Source organism: Pseudoxanthomonas sp. Root65 (assembly GCF_001427635.1).
Lineage (GTDB): Bacteria > Pseudomonadota > Gammaproteobacteria > Xanthomonadales > Xanthomonadaceae > Pseudoxanthomonas_A.
In genome coordinates this window covers 159,831-186,737 of sequence record NZ_LMHA01000001.1, presented here as the reverse complement: position 1 = coordinate 186,737, position 26,907 = coordinate 159,831, and the positions used below count along the sequence as shown (strand labels likewise).

The window sequence follows — 26,907 nt, the reverse complement described above, 5'->3', positions numbered from 1 at the left end:
CCATCCCGTGACGGTGAGACCGCCCGATGTTCTCCCTCCAGACGATCTTCGGCTCCGGCCAGCAGTTCTACACGCTGTTGGACGAGGCCGCCCAGGCTGCCCACGACAGCACCAAGGCCCTGCACACCATGATGAAGGCCACCGACCGCCAGCCGGCGCTCGATGCCTTCAAGCTGGCGCGCCTGCGCGAGCGCGCGGCCTCGGACAAGATCGGCAAGGCGCTGGTGGACAGCTTCATCACCCCCATCGAGCGCGAGGACATCGAGGCGCTGGGTTCGGCGCTGTACAAGATCCCCAAGCAGGTCGAGAAGTTCGCCGACCGCTATTCGCTGGCCATCCAGCACCTGGACGGCATCGACTTCGCGCCGCGCGCGGCGATGCTGGAACAGGCCGCCAGCGTGGTGGTCGAGATGGTCCACGAGATCAAGAAAATGAACATCGATCGCATGACCTCGCTCAACGACAAGCTGCGCGCGATCGAGAACGAGGCCGACCGGCTGATGCTGGAGCTGTACCGCGACATCTATTCCGGCCGCTTGGACCACCTGCAGATGTTCCTGCTGAAGGAGTTCTTCGAGATCCTGGAAAAGGCCATCGACCGCTGCCGCGAGGCCGGCGTGGTGGCGTACCAGATCGTCCTCAAGAACAGCTGACGGGTCGCGTCCATGCTTACCCTTGTTCTGGTGGTGATCTTCGCCGCGCTCGTCTTCGAGTTCATCAACGGCTTCCACGACACCGCCAACTCCATTGCGACCGTGGTCGCCACCAAGGTGCTGTCGCCCGGCCAGGCAGTGATGCTGGCGGCCGGCATGAACCTGATCGGCGCACTGATGGGCACGGCCGTGGCCAAGACCATCGCCTCCGGCCTGGTCAACACCGACGTGGTGCAGGTGACCTCGCAGGTCATCCTGTGCGCGCTGCTGGGCGGCATCGTCTGGAACCTGATCACCTGGTGGAAGGGCCTGCCGTCGTCGTCGTCGCACGCGCTGATCGGCGGCCTCTGCGGCGCCGCGCTGGCCGCCGCGCACAACGACTGGGCCGCGTTGATCTGGTCCGAATCGCTGGGCGACTGGACCAAGAACAAGGGCATCCTGTGGAAGGTGGTGCTGCCGATGGTCACCTCGCCGCTGGCGGGCTTCCTGCTCGGCATCCTGGTGATGGTGGCGCTGTGGGGACTGATCGCGTTGCTGTCGCGTGCCGGCGGTTGGCTGGGCCGGCTGGCGCGCCCGCACTTCGTCAACAAGTTCTTCGGCAAGGCGCAGATCCTGTCGGCGGCCTACATGGGCTATGCGCACGGACACAACGACGCGCAGAAGACCATGGGCATCATCGCGCTGACCCTTTTCGGTGCCGAAGCGAGCGGCGCGCTGGACGACCTGCCGGGCTGGCTGGCCTTCCTGCACCCCGGTGCGGCGGGCGAGCAGGACATCGCCATGTGGATCGTCATCACCTGCGCCATCGTGATGGCGCTGGGCACGGCGTCGGGCGGCTGGAAGATCATTAAGACGCTGGGCCACAAGATGGTGAAGCTGCATCCGATCAACGGCTTCGCCGCGGAAACCAGCTCGGCCACCATCCTCACCGTGGCCGCGCATTTCGGCATGCCGGTCTCCACCACGCACAGTATTTCCACCGCCATCATGGGCGTGGGCTTCGCCAAGAATCCGCGCGCGCTGAAGTTCAGCGTGATCGAGCGGATCCTGTGGGCATGGGTACTGACGATTCCCGCCGCGGGCGGCATCGCCTATGGCCTGCTGCGGCTGCTTGAGGCGATCGGGTGGGCTTGAGAGGCCGGGATTCGGGAATCGGGATTGGGGATTCGCAGGATCAAGAGCAAAAGAAAGGGCGCGTCTTCGACGCGCCCTTTCTTTTTGGGGTCCAAGGTTCCGGTGGCGCGGCGGAGCGCTTGCGAATCCCCAATCCCGATTCCCGAATCCCGGCCTTAAAGCAGATCCCCTTCCGCGGAAAGCGCGCGCTCCATGCTGTCGCCCAGGCCGCCGATCTCCAGCACCAGGCGGTCGACTTCGGCGGGACTGAGGCTTTCGTAGGGGCGGTTTTCGCAGAGTTGCAGATAGGGCACGCCGTCCAGTTCGCCGATCGCCAGGTAACCCACGCTGCTCTGCCAGTTGAATTTCAGCGCACGCTTGGCGTCGATGCCGGTCATCGGTGCGATCACCGTGCTCACGCGCAGGTAGCCGCGTTCGTCGTCGTTGCCCAGTTCGGACAGGTAGATGGTCTGGTGGCGTTTGCCGTTGCCCAGCGAGAGTTCCACGCAGGCGACGTACGGGTCGTGCATGGTCACCTTGTAGCCGGAAGAATTCAGGTGGCCGCGGACCTGCTCGAAGTTCTGCATGGGATGCTCCCCTGTGACCGATGCGATGCCGCTATGCTAATCCCGCATGAGCGCCAAGTCTCCCGAAGATCGCATCCTGGCCGCGATCCGTGCCATACCGCACGGTCAGGTCGCCGGTTATGGCGAAGTGGCGCATCGCGCCGGCCTGCCGGGCCGCGCGCGACTGGCCGCGCGCATCCTCAGCCAAAACGACGATCCGGCGTTGCCCTGGCACCGCGTGCTGCGCTCGGACGGACGCATCGCGTTCCCGCAGGGATCGAAAGCCTTCCGCGAGCAGAGCCAGCGCCTGCGTGCGGAGGGCGTGAAGGTGGAGAACGGACGCGTGAAGCGCCCGCGCAAGGCGGACGACCTGGATGCGGCACTGTGGGGTCCCGGCGCACGCTGACGCACTGCCCGTATGATGTGGGGCGACTGTTCCGAGGTTTGCCATGTTTCCCCGACTTCTTCCCGTCACCCGCAATCTGCTGATTGCCAACGTCGCGGTCTATCTTCTCCAACTGACGCTGGGCGCCGCGTTCGAGGCCTGGTTCGCGTTGTGGCCGGTCGGCCATGGCTTCATGCCGTGGCAGTTGCTGAGCTATGGATTCCTGCATGACACCAGCGGGTTCGCTCACCTGGGTTTCAACATGCTGGCGCTGTGGATGTTCGGATCGCCGCTCGAACAGACCTGGGGCACGAAGCGTTTCCTGACGTTCTATCTGGTCTGCGTTGCCGGCGCCGGCCTGCTGCAGCTCGCCGTGGGCTGGTGGATGGTGGCGGGCGGTGCGCTGCCGTACCCCACCGTCGGTGCATCCGGCGGCGTGTTCGGCCTGCTGCTCGGCTACGGCATGCTGTTCCCGAACCATCGCATGATCGTGTTTCCGCTGCCGATGGAGATCAAGGCACGCACGCTGGTGATCTTCTATGCGTTGCTTGCGCTGGTGCTCGGCTTCACCGGCCTGCAGCCGGGCGTGGCGCACTTCGCGCACCTGGGCGGCATGGTGTTCGGGTGGTTGATGATCCGTTACTGGCGCGGGCAGCCGCCGTTCCGCAGGGGACCGCGCAAGCCCAAGCCGCCGCATCTGCGCAGCGTCAAGTAACGCGGTAGGGCATGCGAAGAAAAACGGCGCGGAATTCCGCGCCGTTTTCATGGGGCCTGCGTCAGGCTCAGCGCCAGATCTTGATCTGATCCGCGTCCTTGGCCTGCATCGGTTGGCCAGCCTTGCAGGTGAAGGCCTGGGCGAACGAGGGCTGCTGCACCAGCGGGCCGTTGGCGCGCCACTGGCCGGGGGCGTGCACGTCGACGGCGGCGCGCTGGGCGGCTTCGGTTTCCGACAGATTCTGCGCCCACAGCGTGGCCCAGGCCTTGTAGAACGACTGCTTCGCGGCGGCGTTGGCCTGCGGTTCGGCGGTGGTGAAGGCATCCCATGCCAGTTCCACGCCGGCCAGGTCGGCCAGGTTCTCGTCGCGCGTCAATGCACCATTGACCTTGACATTCTTCAGACCGGGGAAGGCATAGCCGTTGTACTGCGCGACCACCTTGTCGCCCAGCGCATTCCACGCCGCCACATCGGCGGGCGTCCACCAGTCGCGCAGCTGACCCTTGGCGTCGACCATGCGGCCCTTCACGTCGAAGCCGCGGCTCAGTTCGTGGCCGACCAGCGCGCCGAACGCACCGTACTGCACGGCCGCGGGCTGGTTGGCGTCGAAGATCTCTTCCTGCAGCACGGCGGCGGTGACGATCAGACGGTTCTGCGCCAGGTCGTAGGCCAGCGCGGGCTGCTGTGGCAGCACGTCCCAGCGACGGTCGGCGTTGCCCTTGCCGATCCGCTTCATTTCTTCGCGATGGCGCCAGGTCGAGGCGATCAGCATGTTGCCGCCGAAGCTGCCACGGCCCATCGGCTGCACGCTGTAGTCCAGGTCGCGGCGGGGCGTGCTGACTTCGATCTTCAGCTTGTCCAGCTTGGCCTTGGCTTCGGCCTTGGCGGCATCGCTCAGCCAGGTGTTGCGCTCGATGCCGCGGCCCAGTGCATCGCGCACCTGCCCGGCGATCTGTTCGGCGCGGCGCTTGTGCTCGGCCGACACGTAACGCTCGGCGTACTCCTTGCCCAGCATCGGGCCGGCGGCCAGGTTGATGGCGTCCAGCACGTGGCGCCAGCGCGGCGCCGGTGTGGTTTCACCGCGCAGCACGCGGCCGCGGAAATCGAACTCGGCATCGCGGAACGGCTTGGCCAGGTGCGGCGCCATGGCATCGCCCACGCGCCAGCGCAGGTAGGCCTTCCACTGGTCGGGCTTGAGGCTGCCCACCAGCCCGTCGAGGCGCTTGAACAGGGCCGGGTCGGCCATCGACACGGTGTCGTCGTTGACGCCCTGTGCCTTGAGGAAGGCGTCGAGCTGCAGGTTGCGGTACTGCTTGCCCAGGTCCTTGGTCGGCACCGGCGCGTAGTTGGCGAACGGACTGCGCAGGTCGACCAGCGGCTTGGACACCTGCGCCAGCCGGGTTTCCACGTCGATGACCAGAGCCGATTCGGCATCCAGCCTGTTGGCCGGTGTGCCGGTCAGCGCCAGCACCTGCTTGACGTAGGTGCGGTAGCGGCCGAGCAGTTCGCGCGTGTCGGCGTCGGTGCGGGTGTAGTACGCCGGGTCGGGCAGGCCCAGGCCGCCCTGCATGAAGTAGCCGATGTGGCGGTCCAGCGCCTGCAGGTCCACGTCGGGGCCGAAGTTGAAGGCCACCGGGATGCCGACCTGGTGCAGCGCGGCGATCGCCGGCGCCACGTCCTTCGGCTTCTTGATGGCGTTGATGCGGTCGAGCAGCGGCGCGATGGGCTTGGCGCCGTCGGCGTCCACGGCGGCTTCGTCCAGGCCGCTGGCCCAGAAGTCGCCCAGCAGCTTCTGCACATTGCCCTGCGGTGCGCGCATGGCGCCGTCGAGCAGGGCGCGCTGCTGTTCCAGCGTGCGTTCGCGGAAGGCGCCCAGCACGCTCACCGCACCCTGTTCGGTCGAGGCGGGGTTCTTCTTCAGCCAGTCCGCGTTGGTGGCGCCGTAGAAGTCCGCGCACTGCGCGCTGACGGCCGGTGCGGCGGGGGCGCGCTTCCTGCGTTGGGCTTCGGCATCCGGCGCGCCCAGGGCGATGACGAGGGCGAAGGCGATCAGGGTGGGACGGCCGAGAGCGTGGCGCGGGCTGGGCATCAGGAAGATCCAGGAGTTCGGGGGACGGGCGATTCTAGCAAGCGCGTCGCGCGCGCTCCGTCATCGTTCCCCACATCTGCCGGTGGCCTTGGCGGCCGATCCATGCACTGCGTCACAGAGCGCGGCGATGAGCATGGGCGGCCCGGCGAGGGGCCGCCCATCCCGGGCTCACAGCATCAGCTGTCCCTTGTCGACGATCACCTTGCCATCCAGCGTCACCGTGCTGCCGGGCAGGAAGAAGTTCATGCCGTAGGTGATGGCGTTGTCGCCGCCGGCCCACAGGTTGTTGCCCAGGCCCAGCGTGACGGTGCCGGCGGGCACCCAGTTGCCCACCTGGCTGTCCGCCGGCAGCCTGACGTTCGGATTGATGCCCAGGTCGAAGAAGGAGACCTCGTTCTTGCGGGCGTCGGCCACCGCATCGAAGTCGGCCTTCATCGGCGCGAAGCCCGGGCCGGTGCCGGTGAGCGCGGTGACCTTGCCGCCGGCGATGGTCACGCTGAGGTCGTCGATGGGCTGGCCGCGGAAGTAGTCGCGCGTGGCGACGATCCGGCCTTCGCCGCTGCCGGGCAGCGGCGTGGTGTAGACCTCGCCGGCGGGCAGAAACACCTGCAGGGCCGGGCCGCCGGCTTTCAGATCGTCCGCCCCGATGGTGCCATCGCTGACCAGGATCGGCCGCCCCTGGATCCGCATCCGGTAATCGGTGCCGTTGGGATGGGTGATGTGCAGTTCGCTGCCGGCGGCCAGCGCGCCCTTGACCGACTGGCCGCGCGTCTGCAGCGCGGCGTAGTCGACGTTGACGCCCTCCCAGAACGTCTTTGCCAGGTCGGCTTCGGACAGGCCGAGGCGCTTTGCGCGCCACGGCGTGGGATACAGCCCGTTGCCCAGTTCGAGCTGCCGCACGTTGCGCTTCATGAAGGCCTGCCCGACGGCTTCGCCGGCCTTGCCGCGCGCGGCCACGCGCTGCGGGTCCGCGCCCTCGAACAGGTTCTCCGAGGTGCCGTTGTTCAATGCGATGACCACATCGAAGACCTCCGACAGCGCCAGATCCATCGCCGGCGTCTGGCTGTCGTACTGCGCGGGCACGTCGAAGAACAGCCGCCGCGCGAGCCGGTCGCTGTTGTATTCGATCAGCGGGAACGCGCCCGCACGCCGCACCTGCACGGCGATGTCCTCGAGCAGTTCGGCGTCGTGCATGCGCCCGGTGATGGCCACGGCGTCGCCTTCCTTCACGGCGGCGGCGGCGACCAGGCGCTGGGCGAGCTGTTCGAAGTCGACGGGTGCGGGGCCGGGTGCGGCAGGGGTATCGGTGGCGGGGGCGGGCGCGGTCGGTGCGGTCGCGGCGGGCGGGCTTTCCTGCTGCTGGCAGGCGGCGAGCAGGGCGCAGGCGATCGCGATGCCGAGCGCGGGCACGGTGAGACGGGTCATGGCAGTCCTCCTTCGATGGGTGGATGCTCGGCCTGGCGACGCCCCCTTGCGGTCCGGCTGGCACAGGGGGCACGCCCTCCGCAGCGGCCAGCGGCCGACCGCCGGGCGGACCGTAATGGCCATGCGCAAAGAAAAGGCCCGGACATGCCGGGCCTTTCCTCCTCACCACGTGGCGCGTGGGGTTACCAGATCACCACCTGCTGGTCGCCGCCACGCACCATGGGGTCGCCGGCCTTGCACGAGAACGCGGCCGCGAAGGTCGGCAGGTTGGACGGCGCGCCGATGGCACGGAACTGCGCCGGGGCGTGCTCGTCGGTGGCGATGCGGTTCTTCAGCTCTTCCGGGGTGAAGTTGCGGCGCCACACCGTGGCCCAGTTGAGGAAGAAGCGCTGGTCGCGGGTCAGGCCGTCGGTCTTCGGGTCCGGCGTATCGCCGGCGGCGGCCTTCATCGCGTCGTAGGCCGTGGCCAGGCCGCCGAGGTCGGCGATGTTCTCGCCCAGCGTGTGCTTGCCGTTGATCGCCTGGCCTGCATCGGTGCGATAGGCGTTGAACTGCGCGATCAGCTTGTCCGTGCGCGAGGAGAAGCCCTTGGCGTCGGCCGGGGTCCACCAGTTCTCGAACTTGCCGGTGGCACCGAAGCGGCTGCCCTGGTCGTCGTAACCATGCGTCATCTCGTGGCCGATCACCGCGCCGATGCCGCCGTAGTTCATTTCATCCGGGGCGTTGGGGTCGAAGAACGGCGGCTGCAGGATGGCGGCCGGGAACACGATCTCGTTCTGCAGCGGGTTGTAGTACGCGTTGACCATCTGCGGCGGCATGCCCCATTCGGTGCGGTCGACCGGCTTGCCGATCTTGCCCAGGTTCCACTTGTAGTTGAATTCCTGCGCGGCCATCACGTTGCCGTAGTAGCTGTCGCGGCCGGTGGACAGGCCGGACCAGTCGCGCCACTTGTCGGGGTAGCCGATCTTGGTGGTGAACGCGGCCTGCTTCTCCATCGCCTTGGCCTTGGTCTCGTCGCTCATCCACGCCAGGTTCTGGATGCGGGCCTTCAGCGCGGTGCCCAGGTTGGCCACCAGCGTTTCCATCTTCGCCTTCGATTCCGGCGTGAAGGCGACCTTGACGTACATCTGGCCCAGCGCTTCGCCGCTCTGCGCTTCGATGGTGGACAGCACGCGCTTCCAGCGCGGCTGGATTTCCTTCTGTCCGCGCAGGGTCTTGCTGTAGAAGTTGAAGCTCTCGTTGGCGAAGGCGTCGCTCAGGTACGGCGAGGCGCCATCGATCGTATGGAAGCGCAGGTAGGCGCGCCACGCGGCCGGGTCGGTGTCGCCCAGCATCGTGCTGACTTCCTGGTGGAAGGCGGGCACGGCCAGCGAGAACGTCTCCTGCGGCGCCACGCCCTGCGAGGCGAAGAATGTTGTCCACGAGAAGTTCGGCGTCAGCTTGTCGGCGTCGGCCAGCGTCACCGGGTTGTAGTACAGGGACACGTCGCGCGACATCTCCTCGTTCGACTTCGACACCTTGGCCAGGCGCGTCTCGAACGTGAGGATGTCGCCGGCCTGCTTCTGCGCCTCCGCCGCGGCAACGCCGGACAGTTCCAGCACCTTGGCGATGTGCGCCACGTAGGCGTCGCGGATGGCCTTCTTGTCGGCGTCGAAGTAGAAGTTCTTGTCCGGCAGTCCCAGGCCGCCCTGGAAGGCGTAGGCCATGTTGGTGTCGGGCTTGTTGAAGTCGGCCTCGGCGCCGAAGCCGAACAGGAACGCCTGGCCCTTGGCGGCGCTGTCGTTGAGGTAGGCGACGATGGCGTCCTTGTTCTGCAGGCCGTCGATGGTCTTCAGCACGGGCGCGATCGGCGCGATGCCCTGCGCGTTGGCCTTGGCTTCGTCCATGCCGGTGGCCCACAGGTCGCCGACGATCTTCTCCACGCCGGTGGCGTCGGCATGCGCGGCGGCCTGTTCGGCCAGCTGTTTCTGGATGGCGGTGGAACGCTCGGCCAGCATCTCGAACGCGCCCCAGCTGGTGCGGTCGCTGGGAATCGCGTTGGCCGCCAGCCACTTGCCGTTGGCGTAACCGGCGAAGTCGGTGCAGGCGTTCTTGCTGGTGTCCAGGTCGCTGAGCTGGAAGCGGTTGACGCCCGGCAGGCTGCTTTCGTCCAGCTTGAGTTCCAGCGCCGCGGGCGCCTTCGCGGCCGTGTCGGCGGCCGGGGCGGCGTCTTCCTTCTTGGCGCAGGCGGCCAGCGCGGCGGCCACGGCGAGCGAAAGCATCAGGATCTGGGGTTTGCGGGCAATCACGATCTACTCCTGCCCCGCAGAGGGCATTGGAAAAAAGGAACCCCCTGGGCGGGGGCGTGGCGGGGACTCTACGCCTGTCCCCGCAGGGGCAGGTGTGTCGAAGGTCATGCCTGCGGGGGCGCCAGCGGCCATACTGGGCGTCCAGGCAAGGAGGTTCCCATGCAGGTGCATTTCCATGGCGCGGCAGGCGAGGTCACCGGTTCGATGCACCTGGTCGAGGCCGCTGGCAAGCGGATCCTGCTGGACTGCGGGCTGATCCAGGGCGGCCGCGACGCCGAGGCGCGCAACGCCGAGCCGTTCCCGTTCGACCCCACCACGCTCGATGCGGTGGTGCTGAGCCATGCCCACATCGACCACATCGGCCGGCTGCCGCTGCTGGTCAAGCGCGGCTTCCACGGCCCCATCCACACCCACGGCGCCAGCGCCGAGCTGCTGCCGATCATGCTGCTGGACACCGCCTCGCTGTCCGACGCCGAGGCCGAGCGCGCCAACCGCCATCGCCGCCATGGCGCGCCCGAGGTGCAGCCGCTGTTCGGCGACGAGGACGTGCATGCCACCATGAAGCAGGTGCGCCCGATGCCGTACGACGAGCGCACGACGATCCTGCCCGGTGTTGACATCGCGCTGCGCGATGCCGGCCACATCCTCGGCTCGGCCATCGTCGAACTGTGGGCGGACGGCCGCAAGCTGGTGTTCTCGGGCGACCTGGGGCCGAAAGGCACGCCCATCCTGCGCGATCCCGCGGTGGTGCAGCAGGCCGACCTGCTGCTGATGGAATCCACTTACGGCGACCGCAACCATCGCGACCGCCCAGAAACCATCCGCGAACTCGGCGAGATCTTCGATCACGCGTGGCGCGACCGCGGCAACGTGCTGATCCCGGCGTTCGCGGTCGGCCGTACGCAGGAACTGCTGTACTGGTTCGCGCGCCACTGGGAGGCGTGGAAGCTGTCGCGCTGGCGGATCTTCCTCGACAGCCCGATGGCCGCCAAGGTCGTCAACATCTACGCGCGCCACCATGGGCTGTTCGACGAGGACGCGCGCCGCGTGTGGGCGCAGTCGCCCAATCCGTTCCGCCTGCCCAACCTGCACGTGGCGGAGACCACGCAGCAGTCGATGGCGATCAACCAGATCGAGAACGGCGCGATCATCATCGCCGGTTCCGGCATGGCCAACGGCGGGCGCATCCAGCATCACCTGCGCTACAACCTGGGGCGGCGCAACGCGCATGTCGTGTTCGTCGGCTACCAGGCCGAAGGCACGCTGGGCCGGCGGTTGGTGGATGGCGCGCAGTGGGTGCGCATCCACGGTCGCGACTACCGCGTCAACGCGCAGCGGCACACCGTGGGCGGCCTGTCGGCGCACACCGACCAGCAGGGCCTGCTGGCGTGGTACGGCAATTTCCATCCGTCGCCGCCGCTGGTGCTGGCGCACGGCGAGGACCGGGCGCGCGAAGCGCTGGCGGGCGAGATCGGCGAGCGCCATGGCGTGCCGGTGGAACTGGCGCGGCCGGGCATGATGTTGGACGTGTAGCAGGCGCCGCGCGCCGCCGCATCACACCCGGTGCGGAGAAACCTCGACCGCCTCGTGTTCGCCGGTGTGGCTGAAGCTGCGGTTGCGGCCGGCCTGCTTGGCGCGGTACAGCGCGGCATCGGCGCGGTCGAAGACGTCCTCCGGTCCCGCCTCGTCGCCGGACAGGTAGGTGTGGATGCCGACGCTGGCGGTGAACGGCGGCGGCGTGCTGGCGGTGGCGCCGTGCGGCTTGCGGCCGTGGTGGGCGAGGTCCACGTGGATGGTGGTGGCGATGGTCGCAGCCGCCTGCGCGGATGTTTCCGGCAGCAGGACCGCGAACTCGTCGCCGCCGAGGCGGGCGACCAGATCGCGCGGGCGGCGCGCGCGACTGCGCAGGATGCGGCCCAGCGCCTTCAGCGCGGCATCGCCGGCGGCATGGCCCTGGGTGTCGTTGAGCTGTTTGAAGTGGTCGATGTCCATCACCAGCAGCGACAGCGGCTGGCCGCTGCGGCGCGCGATGCGCAGCTCCTGGTCCAGCGCGTGGTCGAAGCGGCTGCGGTTGGCCAGCCCGGTCAGGGCATCCGACTGCGCCTGCCGCTGCGTGCGCCGCAGCAGTCGGTAGACCCACAGCGACGCGCCCAGCGCCAGCACCAGCAGCGCCGGCACCGGCGAGAACCAGAGATGGCCGTAACGCAGCATCAGCATGGACAGCACCACCGTGCCGGCCATCGTCAGCACGGTCGGGCGCCAGATGCGACGCAGCACGGGCAACAGGGACAGCAGCAGCGGCAGTGCCGAAAGCACCGCCGCCAGCACGGCCTGCCAGCCTTCCGACACCGGTGTGATCGCCGCGCGCTTGATCAGCATGTTCAGCAGGTTGGCCTGGTAGTCGGTCCCGCTCATGCTGGTGGTCGGCGGCTGTCCCGGTGCGCGCGCCAGCGGTCCCATGCCCGTCGCGCTGACCCCCACCACCACCCAGTTGCCGCGCAGCAGCGTGGCCGGAATGCGCTGGTTGAGGACGTCGGTGTACGAGACGTGGCGGAAGGCGTTCGGCGGCGAGGTGAACGGCACCCGCACTTCGTAGTCGCGCACCCAGTCATAGGGCGAAGCGGGTTCCAGGCCGGTGGTCACCCGCCGGCGTCCGGGCAGGTCGCCGTTGCTGCCCGGCGGCTGGTCCAGCTGCAGCAGCGCCAGCGCCAGCGCGGGCCAGTGCGGCGAGCCAAGCCCTGCGCGCAGGTAGGCGCTGCGCGCCACGCCATCGTCGTCCAGTGCCATTTCGGCATGGCCCAGCGAGGCGGCGGACGCGGCGAATTCGGGGATCGGCATCAGCTCGACGGTCGAACCGTTGAGCTGCACGGGCTCGGCCAGCACCGGCAGGACCACCCGGCCGCTGCGGCTGATCGCGCGGGCCAGCAGCGCATCGCCTTCCGGATCGAACAGCGCGGGCTCCGACAGCAGCACGTTGAAGGCGATGCCCTTCACCTCGGTCAGCCGCAGGCGGTCGACCAGTTGCGCATGCGTGCGCCGCGACCAGGGCCAGCGGCCCAGTTCGGCCAGGCTCTTCTGGTCGATGTCGACCACCACGATGCGCGGATCGGCGTCCGGCGCGGCGCCGAGCACCAGCCGGTCGTAGACCCACGCGTCGAGCGGCGCGGTCACGCCGGACAGGGTCACCAGGATCGCCAGCGCAGCCGCGCCCACCGCCGTGAGCAGGCGCGGTTTCCACTTGGGCGTGGGCGAGGGGAGGTTCACAGGGCCAGCATTATGAGCAATGCGCCCGCTCCGGCGCCAACCTTGCACCAGCGGCACGGCACTTCGACGGTCTGTGGTGCCGGGAACGGCCCCTCGAAGCCATCCACGTCGATGGTCTGGGCGCGCAGGTACCAGGTGCCCGAACGCAGGCGGGGCAGGGTGATCTCGGCACGGTCGACGATCTCGTCGACGTGCGGCGCGCCGAAATCCGGCGTGCGCGACATCTGGAACCGGTAGCGCTGGCCCGGCTGGCCCGCCGGCCAGCGGAACGTCACCTCGCGGGTGTTGCCGGCGGCGGCGGCCAAACCGTCGATCTCGGTGACCTCCGCGAGCGGCCGCAAGGTGAACGGCACGCCGTCGCCGTAGGGGCCGGTCTTGCCGGCGGCGTCCACACTGCGGATGCGCCAGACGTAATCGCCGGGCGGCAGTGGTGCAGGCAGGCGTGCGGTGGTTTCGCCTTCGACGCGGGCACCGGCCACGGGCTGGGTCGCATCGGCGGTGGCGGCGACCTCGTACTGGTAGGCCGCGGCGCCCGGCGCCTGCGTCCAGCTCAGTGCCAGTTCCGGCGTGCGGACGACGCTGCCGGCGGCAGGCGCGATCGAATACGGCGGCGCCGGCTGATCGTCGATGCGCAGTTCAATGACGGCATCACGGCCCTCCAGTCCATTGGCGGCGATCGCACGGACGCGGACGAAGTACGTCCCGGCCTCCAGTGCCGGCAACGTATGACGGGGCGCATCGCTTTCCGCGTCGACCCGCAGACTGTCGAACGTGCGCTGCGCGCTAACCTGGATGCGGTACTGGCGTGCACCTTCGACGGCGGGCCAGGCCAAGGTGGGGCGGGCGCTCTGCGACATGGGCGGAATGCGCGACAGGTCGGGCGCCGGCAGCAGCGGCAGCGGCGACACCGCGGCCTGGCCGGCCGCGACCACCGCGCCGAACCCGGGACGCAGCAGCGCGCCGCGCTGGCGGGGCGCATTCACCGACACGCGCCCTTCCAGCACCTCCGTCTGCGAATAGGCTTCGCCCGCTTCCACGCGGAACGTGGTGCCACGCACGGCCGAGGAGGCGGTCGGGGTTTCGACGATGAAGTTCGCCGCCGGACCGCGCAGGCGGCGCACGTCGTTGCCGATCCTGCCACGCTGCAGGCGCAGCCGGGTATCGGCCATGCCGGAGCGCCCGAAGCGGGTCAGCCGATCGAGCAGCAATTCGCTGTCGCCCAGCAGTTGCAGGCGCGAGCCGTCGGCGAACTGCAGGCTGAGCGAGGCGTCGGGCGATGTCTTCAGGCTCGCGCCACTGCCCAGCGACATGCCGCTGGTCACCGACGACTCCTGCCCGGCCGGTGTGCGCGCAACGGCTTCGCCTTCCAGCGCGATCACCCGCGCTTTCGCGGGCTGGCGGTCCAGCCACTGCAGCGGGATCCGCAGCGTGCTGCCGGGCGGGAGCTGGTACGGGTTGGCGATACGGTTGTGTTCCTGCAGTCGCTGCCACGGGATCGAGGGCTTGAGGTACGCGCCGGTCACGTCCCACAGGGTGTCGCCGGGCCGGACGCGGTAGACCCACTCCTGTGCCTGGACTGACCAAGAGACCAGCCACAGCATCACCAGCCCCCAGAGCGGCCATCCCTTGCGTCGAGTCCCTTTCCGCATCGCCTGCCCCTGCCCCATGCCGGTTCGAAATGTTGCACCGGTCACAATTATAAGCTTGCATGGGATCGTGCTGGCCGGTTCCAGGCGCCTTTTCCGTCACCTCACACTGAGCCGTAGGCGTGCTTACGGGCGCCGATGACGGATGCGCCGGCCACATTCCGTGCTCGCCGTGTCATCGCGCTCGGCGCGCTGGTTCAGTCGAGGGCGGCTTCGGCGCGCAGCTGGTGCTCGCGTTCGTGGCCCAGATAGTGGCGGATGGCGTGCCGCATCAGGTACAGCATCGGGATCAGCGCGATCGCCGCCAGCATCTTGTAGGCGTAGTTGACCGTGCTGACCGCCAGGAACAGCGAGGTCGGCCACTTCTGCGGCCCCAGCACGAAGGCGATGTAGATCACCACGAAGCTGTCCACCAGCTGCGAGATCGCGGTCGAGCCGGTCGCGCGCAGCCACACCCAGCGCTCGCCGGTGGCGTTGCGGATGCGGTGGAACACCGAGACGTCGATCAGCTGGCCGGCGAGGAAGGCCACCACCGACCCGGCGATGGTCCACATGCCCTGGCCGAAGATCGCCGCGAAGGCCTTCTGGTAGTCCGGCACGCCCTGCGCCTGCGCCGCCTCCACCCACCAGCCGGCCGGTGCCAGCGCGATGGCGGCGAAGGCGAACAGGAAGCCGTAGACGATCAGCGCTACCGCCAGCCACGAGATGAAGCGCACGCCGCGCTTGCCGAAGAACTCGTTGATGGTGTCGGTCAGCACGAACACGAACGGCCACAACAGCGTGCCGGCGGTAAAGCTGAGCGAGCCGGTCTGGCCGAACAGGTTCCACTCCAGCGGCGCGATGCCCAGCGTGTCTTCCAGCGCGAAGATCTTGACGCCGATGAACTCGGCCAGCACCGCATTGGCGCAGAACACCGCCGCCAGCACGATGAAAAGCCGCACCGCGCGGTCATCCAGGGTGCGCGGCGCGTGCATGGCTCAGCGGTCTCCGGCGCGGGTGAAGGGCATGGTCTCGGGCGCGACCGCGCCGCCGGAAATGATGAAGCTCATCGCCTGGTCCACGGTCCAGTCGGTCGGCGTCAGCAGTTCGACCGGCACGATTTCGAGATAGCCCGAGGTGGGATTGGGCGTGGTGGGCACGTAGACGGCCGCCAGCTCGCGGCCGCTGCCTTCCTCGCGGATCACCCGCGTCACCAGGCCGACCGACTTCATGTCCCGGTGCGGGAAGTCGATCAGCACCACGCGCTGCGTGCTGCCGGGCTTGGTCTCCAGCATGTCCAGCAGCTTGCGCGCGCTGGTGTAGATGACGTTGGCCAGCGGCACGCGCGCGATCAACGCCTCGAACCAGTGCAGCAGCCGCTGGCCGACCACGCGCCGCGTCATCGCGCCCACCGCGACGATGACGAACAGCGTGGCGACCATGGCGATGGTGTTCTGCACCCACAGCCCGTTGAACCAGCCCAGCGACTGCGGGAAGTTGGCGGCGATCTGGTGCGACAGCGGCTCCACCCACGGCTTGCTGATGCCGGACAGCAGCACGAACACGAACTTGATGACCACCCAGGTCAGCCAGATCGGCAACAGGGTCAGCAGGCCGGTGATGAAGAGCTTCTGCACCGAAACGCGGTGCGCGGGATGGTCGGGGGGCATGGCGTCATTGTAGGCCGACGCGGTGTGTCGGCTATATAGTCGCGTACAGGACGTTGTGGCAGGGGGAATGGAATGCAGGGGTTCTTCAAGTGGTCCGGACTGGTCGTCTTCGGCACGGTGGTGCTGGTCGTCGCGGCGTACTGCGTCAGCCGGTGGATACCGATGCCGACGGAAGACGAAAAGGCGCTGGCATGGCTGGACGCTCCCCGGCCCCTGGCGGGCACGAATGGATTCGCCGCACTGTGGTCGCTGCCGTTCGATATTCCCGTCGCCGATGCGGAGCGCCTGCTGAAGGAGGAAACCGTGCGGCTCCAGGCGTTGCCGCTCTGGTCCGGGGAAGGCGCAGCACCGGTCCACACGTCTCCGCTGACGACGTATCCGCGCGTGGATGACACACGCGATGACAAGACGCTCTGCAAGGCCGGTCAGCCGCATTGCCTGGCCCAGGTTCGGGCCAGGCTGCAGGAACTGACGCCGCTGATGGCGTCCCGCGCCGCGATCACCGCGCGCATCGCCGCGCTCGACGACTACGATCATTTCCGAAGCCCGTTTCCCGCGCGGCCGGACATGCCGATGCCGTCCTATCGTCCGCTGATGCAGGGTCTGGTCGCGCATGCGTACACGTTCGCGCGTGGCGATCGTGAAGCGGGGCTGCGCGGCGTCTGCCGGATGGGCTCGATCGCGCGCAAGCTGGTGGGCAGCGGCGACATGCTGGTGGGTGGCGTGATGGGAGCGGTGTTGATGGACGCCTCGGGCGCGCTGTTCGTCGACATGCTGGCCGAACTGCCCGGCGACCATCCCCTGCCTGACGCGTGCACGGGGATCTTCGAGCCCGATGGCGGCATGGTCGCCGGGATCTGCACGACCATGACAGGCGAGGCGCGATACATCGCCGACGGATTCCGCGCGCTGAACGTTGCCGGTGCTGAGTCGTGGCACCGCAAAGTCGTCGCGGATCTGTTCCTCGACCAGCGCAAGACGATCGCACGCGGTGCGCGGCGCCACGCCTGGTTCTGCGGCGCGGAAGCCGATGCGCTCATCCGCGCGGATACGCCGCTGAGCCGGCATGCGCCGCTGTCCGGGGGGTGGACATTCTCCTGCCTCGCGAACGCGACCGGTTGCATTCTCGACAACATCGCCGCGCCCGCGCTGGCGGGCTGTGCGGAGCGCTTCCAGGATGCGGAGGCGCGGCTGCGGCTGGTGGCAGCGTGGCGCTGGTTGCGGGAGGCGGGCGATGATGCGCGCCCTGTCGAACAGCGCATCGCCGCGTGGCAGCAGCTGCACCGCGAAGGCCGCGCGATCCGTGTCACTGCCGATGGGGACGGTCTCGAGATCGACCTGTTCCACGATGCGCAGATCCCGACCTTCACGCTGCCGCTGCCGCCCCGCAGCGCGGCCCCGCCGGCGCCCTGATCACCCCGCCCGACGCGCCTCGGGCTTCAGCCGCACATAGATCTGCTTGCGCACGCGGGCGACGACTTCGTTCTGCGCGTTGAAGACGTCGGCCGGCATCCAGCGCAGGTACTTCTGCCCGTTGGCAGCTTCGGCGCGGATTTCGTCCAGCACGAATGCATCCAGCCGGAATTCGGCATGCAGCGTGCCCTTGCCGGGTTTGACGAATTCGATCTCCGCCGCCTTGTCCCAGACGTAGTAATCGCGGCCCAGCCGCTCCTTGGCCAGGATCATCCAGAACGGATCGGTCATCGCGAACAGGCTGCCACCGAAATGGGTGCCCACGTAGTTGCGGTTCCATGGGCGCATGCGCAGTTCGACGCGCGCGAAGCTCCAGTCGTGGGCCATCTCGGTGACGTGGATGCCGCTGAGCAGGAAGGGCGGCCACACATTGAAGATGTGCCGCAGGGTGCCAGGTTTCATGCAGGACTGTTTCGTGCGTTGTGCTGGGTGACGGGGAAGGATTCGCGGCTTAGAACAGCAGCGAGGACATCTTCCTGCGGTACTGGCTCACCAGCGCGTCGTCCTCGATCACGCGGAAGGCGTCGATCAGGCTCTTGCGTGCCAGGCCATCCTCGAAGGCGCGGTCGCGCTTGAGCATGTCGAGGAACTGCTCCAGCGCGGCTTCGGAGTCGCCAGCGATCAAGGCATGCACGCCCAGCAGGTGGCGCGCGCGCAGGTCGTCCGCATTCGCCGCCACGGCCGCGCGCAGTGCATCGGGCGAGGGGGCGTCCTTGAGCGCCGACGCAAAGCCCAACCGAGCGCGTGCCTTGACGGCACGGTCGTCGGTGGCGAGGTAGGCGGGCAGGGCGTCGAGCAGGCGCTCGGATTCGGGCGCTTCGCCGGTCTTCAGCAGCGCGAGCACCAGGTCGAGCTTGAGCTCGTCCTTGTCCGGCTCGGCGGCCACGGCCTCGCGCAGCGCGGCCACCTGCGCGGTCGGATCGAGCGGTGCGGCTTCGACGGCCTCGGCGGCGGCTTCCGCCGGTTGCACGCCGTGCGACGCCAGGAATTCGCGCAGCTGGCCTTCCGGCAGCGCGCCGGGAAAGCCGTCCACCAGCTGTCCGTCCTTGACCAGGAACACGGTGGGCACCGAGCGGATCTGGAAGGCCGCGGCGATCTGCTGCTCCTTGTCGACGTCGACCTTGGCCAGCAGGAAGGCGCCGTTGTACTCGCCGGCCAGCTTCTCGAGGATCGGCCCCAGCGTCTTGCAGGGCCCGCACCAGGTCGCCCAGAAGTCGACCAGCACCGGCACTTCCAGCGACTTGCGCAGGACCTCGGCCTCGAAGGTGTCGGTGGTGGCGTCGAATACGTGGGGCAGATCGGTCATCGGCTCGCTCATGGCGGATGGGGGCGTGGCGGTCAGATGGTGCCGCGGGCGGGAGGATACAAGATGATGTAAAAAAGGTTTGACATTGGAGGATCGAAATGTAATGTATGAATTACATATTGTCTCTTGGAGCGGACATCATGGCACGGCAGCGGGTGGGCTGGCTGGGGTTGCTGGTGGCGGGCTTGTTGGCGTTCTGGGCCCTGCTGGCGGGCCCGGATGTGCTGGCGGGCGTGGATCTGGGCAAGTGGGGCACGGCCTTGCTGGTCACGGTGGCATGGGTGTCGCTGTATGCGATCTCGCGCACGCCGCTGGGTGATGCCGAGCGCGGCGTGTCGCCCGGCGAGTGGAAGGCGTGGGTGGGCGTGGTCTTCATGCTGGTGGCGGTGGCTTACTTCCTGGCCAAGGCCCACGTGTTCGCCCAGGGGGCCGTCTGGGACAACCACGGGGCGCGCGCGGTGGGCCGCAACCTAGTGTTGCTGCTGGTCGCGTGGGCGGTGCTGACCCATGTGCTTGGCGCGCGCTGGAAAGGGCGCGTGCAGGAAGACGAACGCGACCTTCGCATCGAACAGCAGGCGGCCGGCTGGGGCCGTAGCGGATTGACGTTCTGCCTGATCGGCCTGGCGGTGATGCTGGCGTTTTCGCCGGCCGAGCGGCTGGCGTGGGCGACCCCGTTCATGGTCGCCAACCTGCTGGTGTTGGCGCTGATGTGCGGCTGGCTGTGCGAATACGCCGCGACGGCGGCGATGTACTGGCGCGACCGCCGATGACCGGTACGCCGATCGCCAACGACATCCGCCGCCTGCGCTTCGGACGCGGGGAAATGACCCAGCAGGCGCTGGCCGATGCCTGTGGTGTCACCCGGCAGACCATCATCGCGCTGGAAGCGGGGCGCTATGCGCCGTCGCTGGAATTGGCGTTCCGCATCGCGCGGGCGTTCAGCGTAGGGATCGAGGAGGTGTTCCGGTGGGAGGACGCATGAGCGCTGCATGGCGGTGGAGCGGGCCGGCGGCGGCGATGGTGTTCGTCGCGGCGCTGGTCGGGTTCGGCCTGGCGTTGTCCGGGTATTCGCAGGTGTTCCATCCGGTCGCCGTCCTCGGGGCGAAGGGGGTGCCGCATGCGCTGGGTTTCAATGTGCTGGGATTCGTCCTGACCGGCGTGCTGGCGGCTGCGGCGACGCTCGATCTCCGTCGTCGTCTGCCGGCAGACGCGGGCTGGTCGCTGCGCGTGGGCGCGCAACTGACCCTGCTGTCGGCACTGGGTTTCGCCGCGATGGGGCTGTTGCCGCTCGATCCCGAGGACCTGGACAACCCGGCCAGCAGCCTGCACGCCACCGCGTGGATGCTGTGGTGGGTGGCGTTCGTGCCGGGCGCGCTGCTGGTCGCGGTGGGATTGCGCGGACGTGCCTCCTGGCGCCTGCTGGCGCGTGCGAGTGCCGCAACGGCGCTGCTGGTGTTGTTCGTCGCGTTGCTGGCGGTGGAGCTGATGCCGGCCGGCGTCGCGCAGCGGTTGGGCTATGCGGCGTGGCTGGGCTGGCTGTGGATGGTCTCGCGCAGTCCGGGTGCGTAGGGCGGCGCTTGCTCCGCTGCGCTTCGATACGCAAACGACGAGCTGGATCCAGGAGCCGCCAGGCAAACCCGGCGCCACTTCTTCCGCAGGCGTGCATTCCGGGAATGTCGTTCGTGGTGAGCCTGTCGAGCCACGCTTGTCATTGCGAAGCGTGGAGGTCGCGACGCGTCGGCCCGTCGCAAGCAGCGTGGTTCGACAGGCTCACCACGAAAGGGGTTCGGCCCACCGCCGGTGGTGTGATCAACCGGCGTCGTTTAGCGCGCAGGGAGGTGAAGGCCTCCGCCGCGCGAGCGTTGCCTGACGCCTGCCCTTCCGCAAAATGGCGCGCTGCGGCGCGTTCGTCATCGCGTCATCGGGCGGGGTCGTCGAGGCGCGGCTGGCGATACACCTTGCCGTCCTTCATCACGAAGTCGACCTTCATCACCGCGGTGATGTCGGCCACCGGGTCGCCAGGCATGGCCACGATGTCGGCGCGCTTGCCGGTTTCGATCACGCCTTGGTCGTCCACCCCCAGCACTTCCGCAGCAAGGATGGTCGCCGATTGCAGCGCGATGTTGGCGGGAATGCCGGCTTCGACCATGTAGAGGAACTCGCGCGCATTGTCGCCGTGCGGGCCTACGCCCATATCGGTGCCGAAGGCGATCTTGACGCCGTTGCGGTAGGCGTTGCCGGCGGTCTCCTGGATCAAGGCGCCGATGCGCTGGGCCTTCGGCCGCACCACCGGCGGAAAGTAGCCATCGATCTTCGCCTTCTCCGCCACGAAGCGGCCCGCGTAGATCGTCGGCACGTACCAGGTGCCGTGCTGCTTCATCAGCCGCATGATCTCGTCGTCCATGTAGGTGCCGTGCTCGATGCTGGTCACGCCACCGAGGATGGCGCGCTTCATGCCCTCCTTGCCGTGCGCGTGCGCGGCCACGCGGAAGCCGTAGTCGCGCGCGGTGTCGACGACGGCCTTCACCTCGTCCACGACGAACTGCGGCGCGTCGCCGGACTTGGCATAGCTCAGCACGCCGCCGGTGGCGGTGATCTTGATGACGTCGCTGCCGTCCTTGTAGCGCTGGCGGACCGCCTGGCGGGCTTCTTCCGGCGAGTTGATCACGCCGTCGGTGGGCCCCGGCGGGCCGAGCAGGTGCGACAGCCGGTCGTTGTAGCCATTGGTCGGATCGGCATGGCCGCCGGTGGTGGCGATCGACTTGCCGGCCGCGAAGATGCGCGGCCCTTTCACCAGCCCCTGATTGACCGCATCGCGCAGGTGCGGCGCCACTTCGCCACCCAGGTCGCGCACGCTGGTGAAGCCGGCCAGCAGGGTCTTTTCGGCGTAGCCCACGGAACGGAAGGCGTAGTCCACCGGATCCAGGCGGAAGCCCTCGGAATAGCTCTGCGGGCTGGATTCACTGCCGAGATGCACATGCAGGTCGGTCCAGCCGGGCGTGCAGGTGCGGTCGGCCAGGACGATGGACTCGGCATCGGCGAGCTTGGCGCGGCCCGGGATGACCTCGGCGATCCGGCCGTCCCGCACCAGGACCGTGTGTTCGCCCAGCACCTTGCCGCTGCGGGCGTCGAACAGGCGCTCGCAGTGCAGGGCCAGGGTGGTGGCCGGCGTGGCGGCTTCGGCGGCGAAGGCCGGCACGCCGACGGCGGCCAGGGCTAGGGCGAGCAAGGTCTTGGTCATGGAGGTCCCCGGTTTCGACCCGTCCATGCTAACCGCTGGCGTGGCGGGCCATGGTGCGCTGCGGTACCCTTGGCCGCTTTGCCGTCGCCGTTGCCGCACACCACCATGTCCACTGTTGCCGAACCCGCTTCCTACGATCCGAAATCCGTCGAATCCCAGGCCCAGTCCTTCTGGGAGGCCCGGCGTGCCTTCGAGGTCGACGAGCAGTCGGACAAGCCAAAGTTCTACTGCCTGTCGATGCTGCCGTACCCGTCGGGCGCGCTGCACATGGGCCACGTGCGCAATTACACCATCGGCGACGTGATCAGCCGCTACAAGCGCATGACCGGCCACAACGTGTTGCAGCCGATGGGCTGGGACGCCTTCGGCCTGCCGGCCGAGAACGCCGCGATCAAGAACAGGACCGCGCCGGCCAAGTGGACCTACGCCAACATCGAGCACATGCGCACCCAGCTGAAGTCGCTGGGCTACGCCATCGACTGGTCGCGCGAGTTCGCCACCTGCCGCCCCGACTACTACGTGCACGAGCAGCGCATGTTCACCCGCCTGCTGCGCAAGGGCCTGGCCTACCGCAAGAACTCGGTGGTGAACTGGGATCCGGTCGACCAGACCGTGCTGGCCAACGAGCAGGTCATCGACGGCCGCGGCTGGCGCAGTGGCGCGCTGGTCGAGAAGCGCGAGATTCCGCAGTGGTTCCTGCGCATCACCGACTACGCCCAGGAACTGCTGGACGGCCTGGACAACCTGCCGGGCTGGCCGGACGCGGTCAAGACCATGCAGCGCAACTGGATCGGCCGCTCTGAAGGCCTGGAAATCCAGTTCGTCGTCGAAGGCCAGGACCCGCTGACGGTATTCACCACGCGACCGGACACGCTGATGGGCGTGACCTTCGTGTCGATCGCCGGCGAGCATCCGCTGGCACTGAAGGCGGCGGCCTCGAATCCCGCGCTGGCCGCGTTCCTGGAAGAACTGAAGCACGGTGGCGTGTCCGAGGCCGAACTGGAGACGCAGGAAAAACGCGGCATGGACACCGGCTTGCGCGCGGTGCACCCGGTGACCGGGGACAAGGTGCCGGTATGGGTCGCCAATTTCGTGCTGATGGGCTACGGCACCGGCGCGGTGATGGCCGTGCCCGGCCACGACCAGCGCGACTTCGAGTTCGCCACCAAGTACGCGCTGCCGATCCAGCAGGTCATCGCGCTGAAGGCGCCAAAGAACGATGATGAAAAGACGTACGACGCGACCACCTGGCGCGACTGGTACGGCGACAAGACGCGCGAGGACATGGAACTGGTCAATTCCGGCGAGTTCGACGGACTGGATTATCGCGGTGCATTCGAGGCCTTCGCCGAGCGCTTCGAGCGCAAGGGCCAGGGCCAGCGCCGGGTGAACTACCGCCTGCGCGACTGGGGCGTCAGCCGCCAGCGCTACTGGGGTTGCCCGATTCCCGTCATCTACTGCCCGGGCTGCGGCGCGGTGCCGGTGCCCGACTCGGACCTGCCGATCGTGCTGCCTGAGAACGTCACCCTCGACGGCGTCAAGTCGCCGATCAAGGCCGATCCCGAATGGCGCAAGACCAAGTGCCCGCAATGCGGCGGCGCCGCCGAGCGCGAGACCGACACGTTCGACACCTTCATGGAGTCGAGCTGGTACTACGCGCGCTATACCTCGCCGGGTGCGAAGGAGATGGTCGACAAGCGCGGCAACTACTGGTTGCCGGTGGACCAGTACATCGGCGGCATCGAGCACGCGATCCTGCACCTGATGTATTTCCGCTTCTACCACAAGCTGTTGCGCGACGCGCGCATGGTGGACAGTGACGAACCGGCCACCAACCTGCTGACGCAGGGCATGGTGATCGCCGAGACGTTCTACCGCGACAACGCCGATGGTTCCAAGGACTGGATCAATCCGGTCGATGTCGAGATCCAGCGCGACGACAAGGCGCGCGTGGTCGGCGCCACGCTGAAGGCCGACGGCCAGCCGGTGAAGATCGGCCCGGTCGAGAAGATGTCGAAGTCGAAGAACAACGGCGTCGACCCGCAGTCGATGGTCGACAAGTTCGGCGCCGATACCGTGCGCCTGTTCTCCATGTTCGCCGCGCCGCCCGAGCAGTCGCTGGAGTGGAACGAAGCGGGCGTGGAGGGCATGGCGCGCTTCCTGCGCCGCCTGTGGACGCAGGTGCAGAAGCATGTCGCCGACGGCGCCACGTCCGTGCTGGACACCGCCAGCCTGACGGCGGAGCAGAAGGCGGTCCGCCGCAAGACCCACGAGACCATCGACAAGGTCGGCCACGACTACGGCAAGCGCCACAGCTTCAACACCGCCATCGCCGCGGTGATGGAACTGTCCAACCTGCTGGGCAAGTTCGACGACGCCTCGCCGCAGGGCCGGGCCGTGCGCCAGGAAGCACTGGAAGCGGCGGTCCTGCTGCTCAATCCCATCACCCCGCATAGCAGCCACGCGCTGTGGCAGGCGCTGGGCCACGAGGAGACGCTCATCGAGGACCTGGCGTTCCCGCAGGTCGACGCCGATGCGCTGGTACGCGATTCGGTGACGCTGGCGGTGCAGGTCAACGGCAAGCTGCGCGGCACCATCGAGGTGGCGGCCGACGCGCCGCGGGATCGCGTGGAGGCCCTGGCGAAGGCGGAACCCAATACGGCCAAGTTCCTCGAAGGCCTGAGCATCAGGAAGGTGATCGTGGTGCCGGGCAAGATCGTCAACATCGTGGCGGCTTGAGGGTGAAGAACGGCTTGCCCTGGCGTTCACCTGCGGTCGGGCTACGCTATTGCCGCCCATGACAGGCTCGTCCAGACTTCGCCCATGATCCGATTCCGCCTGCCCCTCCTCGTTCTCACCCTGGTCCTGCTGGCCGGGTGCGGCTTCCATCTGCGCAACAAGATCGCATTGCCGTCCGACCTGGGTCCGGTTCGCGTCACCGCGTCGTCCACGTCGTACAGCGCGCTGGTGACCAGCCTATCGCGTGGCCTGCAGGCTGCGGGTGCCACGCTGGCGGCGCAGATTGGAGAAGAAGACAGCACGGCGTCGAGCGACACGCAGGTCGCGACGCTGAGTGTCGTCTCCGAGCGCTGGGGCGATCTGCCGATCGCGATCGACCAGTTCGGGCGTGCGCAGGAATTCAGCCTCCGCTATGCGGTGGTGTTCTCCTTCAAGAAGGCCGACGGCACCGACCTGGTGCCACAGCAGGTCGTCGAGCTGTCGCGCGACTACGTGTCGCCGCCAGAGGACGCGACGGGTACCGCCACCGAGCGTGAAGTGCTTGCCGACGAACTGCGCCGCGAGATGGCCGCTTCGATCCTGCGCCGCATCGATGGTGTGGTGCGCTCGGGTCAGGTGAACGCGGCCCCCTGATGGAACTCAAGCCGGAACAGCTGGCGGCGCGCGGAACCTCCGAGCCGCTGCTGCCGGTCTATCTGATCGCCGGGCCGGAGCCGCTGCGCGTGCTCGAGGCCGCCGATGCCGTACGCGCCCATGCGCGTGCCCAGGGTATCGGTGAGCGCGAGGTCTTCGACGCCGACGGCCGCGATTTCGACTGGGGCCAGTTGGAAGCGAGCTTCAATGCGCCCAGCCTGTTCAGTGCCCGGCGGCTGGTCGAAGTCCGCCTTCCGGGCGGCAAGCCGGGCAAGGAGGGCGCGGAAGTGATCACCGCGTTCTGCGCCAATCCGCCTCCCGACGTGGTGCTGCTGATCACCTCGGGCGAGTGGGGCAAGGCCTACCAGGGCAAGTGGAGCGATGCGGTCACGCGCGTCGGCGTACTGGCGGTGGCCTGGGCCATCAAACCGCACGAGCTGCCGGGCTGGATCGAAAGCCGCCTGCGCAGCAAGGGCCTGCGCGCCGAACGCGATGCCGTGCAGCTGCTGGCCGATCGCGTGGAAGGCAACCTGCTTGCCGCCGCGCAGGAAATCGACAAGCTGGCGTTGCTCAGCGATGGCCAGACGCTGGATGTCGAACGCATGGAGTCGCTGGTCGCCAATGCGGCGCGTTACGACGTGTTCCGCCTGACCGATGTCGTGCTGGCGGGGCAGGGCGCGCAGGTGTCGCGCATCCTCGCCGGCCTGCGCGCCGAGGGCGACGTGGTGGCCGGGCTGATGCCGATGATCGTGAAGGAACTGCTGCGCACGGCGACGCTGGCGCGCGTGCAGGCCAACGGCGGCAACCTGGCCGCCGAGATGAAGTCGCAGGGCATCTGGGAAGCCAAGCAGGCGCCGTTCAAGCGTGCGCTGCAGCGCCATGCCGCGCCCGCGCGCTGGGACCGCTTCGTCGCCGAGGCGTCGAAGATCGACCGCATCGCCAAGGGCCGCGGCGACGGCGATGCATGGGTGGTGCTGGAGCGTCTGCTGCTGGCCATCGCGGACGCGAAGGCCGTGCGCCTGCTGGTCGCCTGACCGGCGATGCTGCAGGTCTTCTACGGCGGCACTTTCGACCCCGTCCACAACGGACACTTGGCCATCGCCTGTGCCGCGCGCGACGCGTTCGGTGTGCCGGTGCATCTGATGCCGGCGGCGGATCCTCCGCATCGGGCGGCGCCCGGCGCCTCGGCGGCCCAGCGCGCCCACCTGCTGGATCTCGCCGTCGAGCACATGCCGGGCCTCTGCGTCGACCGGCGCGAACTCCTGCGCGCCCAACGGGATCCGGTCGGCCGCTCGTACACCATCGATACGTTGCGGGAACTGCGGGCCGACCTGGGTGAGGCGGTGCCGCTCGCACTGCTGATCGGCGCGGACAGCCTGCTGGGCCTGCCGACATGGCGGGCGTGGCAGACGCTGTTCGAGCTGGCGCATTTCATCGTCGCCGATCGCCCCGGCAGCGGCCTCGATGCCGGCCTCGCGCCGGTCCTGGCCGCCATGCTGGAGGGGCGCTGGACCGCGCGGCCCGACGACCTGCATCGTGCGCCCGCCGGCCGCGTTTTCCGCTTGAACCAGCCACTGCAGCCGGAATCGGCCACCGAGATCCGCCGTCGCATCGCCGCGGATGGGCCCTGGCGTCAGCTCGTACCGTCGGCGGTCGCGGACGCCATTGCCGACGAAAGGCTGTACCTGTCACGGGTCGCCGACGCGGGTCCGCTATAATCAC

Annotated in this window: 24 protein-coding genes; 13 read left to right on the top strand and 11 right to left on the bottom strand. The window is 68.4% G+C overall.

All coding sequences use genetic code 11. The annotated features are described in order from the left end of the window. Window positions 1-26 precede the first annotated feature (26 nt). Both ASD77_RS00765 and ASD77_RS00760 read left to right on the top strand, forming a co-directional pair. Window positions 27-653, top strand: coding sequence for a DUF47 family protein (locus tag ASD77_RS00765; RefSeq protein ID WP_055935960.1), 627 nt, complete (start codon window positions 27-29; stop codon window positions 651-653). 12 nt (window positions 654-665) lie between these two features. After that, window positions 666-1,787, top strand: a complete 1,122-nt coding sequence (locus tag ASD77_RS00760) for an inorganic phosphate transporter (RefSeq protein ID WP_055935957.1) — start codon at window positions 666-668, stop codon at window positions 1,785-1,787. A 155-nt stretch (window positions 1,788-1,942) separates the two neighbouring features. On the opposite strand, the gene ASD77_RS00755 is transcribed toward ASD77_RS00760, so the two are convergent. Beyond that, window positions 1,943-2,353: a hypothetical protein gene (locus tag ASD77_RS00755; protein ID WP_055935954.1), complete on the bottom strand. Its 411-nt coding sequence runs from the start codon at window positions 2,351-2,353 to the stop codon at window positions 1,943-1,945. Window positions 2,354-2,399: 46 nt separating this feature from the next. Here ASD77_RS00755 and ASD77_RS00750 point away from each other — a divergent pair, with 46 nt between their 5' ends. Continuing rightward, complete coding sequence (locus ASD77_RS00750; protein WP_055935951.1) at window positions 2,400-2,738, top strand: MGMT family protein; 339 nt, start codon at window positions 2,400-2,402, stop codon at window positions 2,736-2,738. 43 nt (window positions 2,739-2,781) lie between these two features. Continuing rightward, window positions 2,782-3,432, top strand: coding sequence for a rhomboid family intramembrane serine protease (locus ASD77_RS00745; RefSeq protein ID WP_055935948.1), 651 nt, complete (start codon window positions 2,782-2,784; stop codon window positions 3,430-3,432). 67 nt (window positions 3,433-3,499) lie between these two features. On the opposite strand, the gene ASD77_RS00740 is transcribed toward ASD77_RS00745, so the two are convergent. The 3 genes from ASD77_RS00740 to ASD77_RS00730 all read right to left on the bottom strand — a co-directional run bounded on the left by ASD77_RS00740 (window position 3,500) and on the right by ASD77_RS00730 (window position 9,210). Beyond that, the gene (locus ASD77_RS00740; RefSeq protein ID WP_055935945.1) at window positions 3,500-5,521 is read right to left on the bottom strand and encodes a M13 family metallopeptidase; all 2,022 of its coding nucleotides are present in this window, start codon (window positions 5,519-5,521) and stop codon (window positions 3,500-3,502) included. A gap of 168 nt (window positions 5,522-5,689) precedes the next feature. Beyond that, on the bottom strand, window positions 5,690-6,946 hold the full coding sequence (locus ASD77_RS00735; protein ID WP_055935942.1) for an aminopeptidase: 1,257 nt from the start codon (window positions 6,944-6,946) through the stop codon (window positions 5,690-5,692). A gap of 182 nt (window positions 6,947-7,128) precedes the next feature. Next, a complete protein-coding gene (locus ASD77_RS00730) occupies window positions 7,129-9,210 on the bottom strand; it encodes a M13-type metalloendopeptidase (RefSeq protein WP_055940791.1) in 2,082 nt (693 codons plus the stop codon). A 183-nt stretch (window positions 9,211-9,393) separates the two neighbouring features. Here ASD77_RS00730 and ASD77_RS00725 point away from each other — a divergent pair, with 183 nt between their 5' ends. Then, the gene (locus ASD77_RS00725; RefSeq protein WP_055935939.1) at window positions 9,394-10,767 is read left to right on the top strand and encodes an MBL fold metallo-hydrolase; all 1,374 of its coding nucleotides are present in this window, start codon (window positions 9,394-9,396) and stop codon (window positions 10,765-10,767) included. A gap of 21 nt (window positions 10,768-10,788) precedes the next feature. On the opposite strand, the gene ASD77_RS00720 is transcribed toward ASD77_RS00725, so the two are convergent. From ASD77_RS00720 to ASD77_RS00705, 4 genes are all read right to left on the bottom strand, one after another. Then, window positions 10,789-12,498, bottom strand: a complete 1,710-nt coding sequence (locus tag ASD77_RS00720; RefSeq protein ID WP_055935936.1) for a CHASE2 domain-containing protein — start codon at window positions 12,496-12,498, stop codon at window positions 10,789-10,791. Beyond that, complete coding sequence (locus ASD77_RS00715; protein ID WP_162247571.1) at window positions 12,495-14,147, bottom strand: FecR domain-containing protein; 1,653 nt, start codon at window positions 14,145-14,147, stop codon at window positions 12,495-12,497. Before ASD77_RS00715 ends, ASD77_RS00720 begins: the two co-directional genes overlap by 4 nt. Window positions 14,148-14,341: 194 nt before the next feature. Beyond that, entirely contained in the window at window positions 14,342-15,118 is a 777-nt protein-coding gene (locus ASD77_RS00710) for a queuosine precursor transporter (protein WP_055935930.1), read from the bottom strand. A gap of 3 nt (window positions 15,119-15,121) precedes the next feature. After that, a complete protein-coding gene (locus tag ASD77_RS00705) occupies window positions 15,122-15,793 on the bottom strand; it encodes a DUF502 domain-containing protein (protein WP_055935926.1) in 672 nt (223 codons plus the stop codon). Between the two features lie 72 nt (window positions 15,794-15,865). On the opposite strand from ASD77_RS00705, the gene ASD77_RS00700 reads away from it, so the two are divergent. Next, window positions 15,866-17,206 carry a hypothetical protein gene (locus ASD77_RS00700; RefSeq protein ID WP_055935923.1) on the top strand — a complete coding sequence of 447 codons (1,341 nt, stop codon included), beginning with the start codon at window positions 15,866-15,868 and terminating at the stop codon, window positions 17,204-17,206. On the opposite strand, the gene ASD77_RS00695 is transcribed toward ASD77_RS00700, so the two are convergent. Further along, the gene (locus ASD77_RS00695) at window positions 17,207-17,668 is read right to left on the bottom strand and encodes a DUF4442 domain-containing protein (protein WP_055935920.1); all 462 of its coding nucleotides are present in this window, start codon (window positions 17,666-17,668) and stop codon (window positions 17,207-17,209) included. It lies immediately after the preceding gene. Window positions 17,669-17,717: 49 nt separating this feature from the next. Then, the gene (gene trxA / locus ASD77_RS00690) at window positions 17,718-18,572 is read right to left on the bottom strand and encodes a thioredoxin (RefSeq protein WP_055940787.1); all 855 of its coding nucleotides are present in this window, start codon (window positions 18,570-18,572) and stop codon (window positions 17,718-17,720) included. 140 nt (window positions 18,573-18,712) lie between these two features. Between trxA and ASD77_RS00685 the strand changes: the two genes are divergently transcribed. Genes ASD77_RS00685 through ASD77_RS00675 form a run of 3 tightly spaced genes read left to right on the top strand, consistent with a single transcriptional unit; the run spans window position 18,713 to window position 20,141 of the window. Beyond that, window positions 18,713-19,342, top strand: coding sequence for a hypothetical protein (locus ASD77_RS00685; protein ID WP_055935917.1), 630 nt, complete (start codon window positions 18,713-18,715; stop codon window positions 19,340-19,342). Further along, complete coding sequence (locus tag ASD77_RS00680) at window positions 19,339-19,554, top strand: helix-turn-helix transcriptional regulator (protein ID WP_055935915.1); 216 nt, start codon at window positions 19,339-19,341, stop codon at window positions 19,552-19,554. Before ASD77_RS00685 ends, ASD77_RS00680 begins: the two co-directional genes overlap by 4 nt. Further along, window positions 19,551-20,141: a DUF998 domain-containing protein gene (locus tag ASD77_RS00675; RefSeq protein ID WP_055935913.1), complete on the top strand. Its 591-nt coding sequence runs from the start codon at window positions 19,551-19,553 to the stop codon at window positions 20,139-20,141. The genes ASD77_RS00680 and ASD77_RS00675 overlap by 4 nt, the downstream gene beginning before the upstream one ends. Window positions 20,142-20,490: 349 nt before the next feature. On the opposite strand, the gene ASD77_RS00670 is transcribed toward ASD77_RS00675, so the two are convergent. Then, a complete protein-coding gene (locus tag ASD77_RS00670; RefSeq protein ID WP_055935910.1) occupies window positions 20,491-21,813 on the bottom strand; it encodes an amidohydrolase family protein in 1,323 nt (440 codons plus the stop codon). A gap of 105 nt (window positions 21,814-21,918) precedes the next feature. On the opposite strand from ASD77_RS00670, the gene leuS reads away from it, so the two are divergent. The 4 genes from leuS to nadD all read left to right on the top strand — a co-directional run bounded on the left by leuS (window position 21,919) and on the right by nadD (window position 26,903). Next, on the top strand, window positions 21,919-24,552 hold the full coding sequence (leuS, locus tag ASD77_RS00665) for a leucine--tRNA ligase (RefSeq protein ID WP_055940784.1): 2,634 nt from the start codon (window positions 21,919-21,921) through the stop codon (window positions 24,550-24,552). 84 nt (window positions 24,553-24,636) lie between these two features. Further along, window positions 24,637-25,185: an LPS assembly lipoprotein LptE gene (gene lptE, locus ASD77_RS00660; protein WP_055935907.1), complete on the top strand. Its 549-nt coding sequence runs from the start codon at window positions 24,637-24,639 to the stop codon at window positions 25,183-25,185. Continuing rightward, window positions 25,185-26,219, top strand: a complete 1,035-nt coding sequence (gene holA / locus ASD77_RS00655) for a DNA polymerase III subunit delta (RefSeq protein ID WP_055935904.1) — start codon at window positions 25,185-25,187, stop codon at window positions 26,217-26,219. The genes lptE and holA overlap by 1 nt, the downstream gene beginning before the upstream one ends. 6 nt (window positions 26,220-26,225) lie before the next feature. Then, window positions 26,226-26,903 carry a nicotinate-nucleotide adenylyltransferase gene (gene nadD / locus ASD77_RS00650; RefSeq protein ID WP_055935901.1) on the top strand — a complete coding sequence of 226 codons (678 nt, stop codon included), beginning with the start codon at window positions 26,226-26,228 and terminating at the stop codon, window positions 26,901-26,903. Window positions 26,904-26,907: the final 4 nt, after the last annotated feature.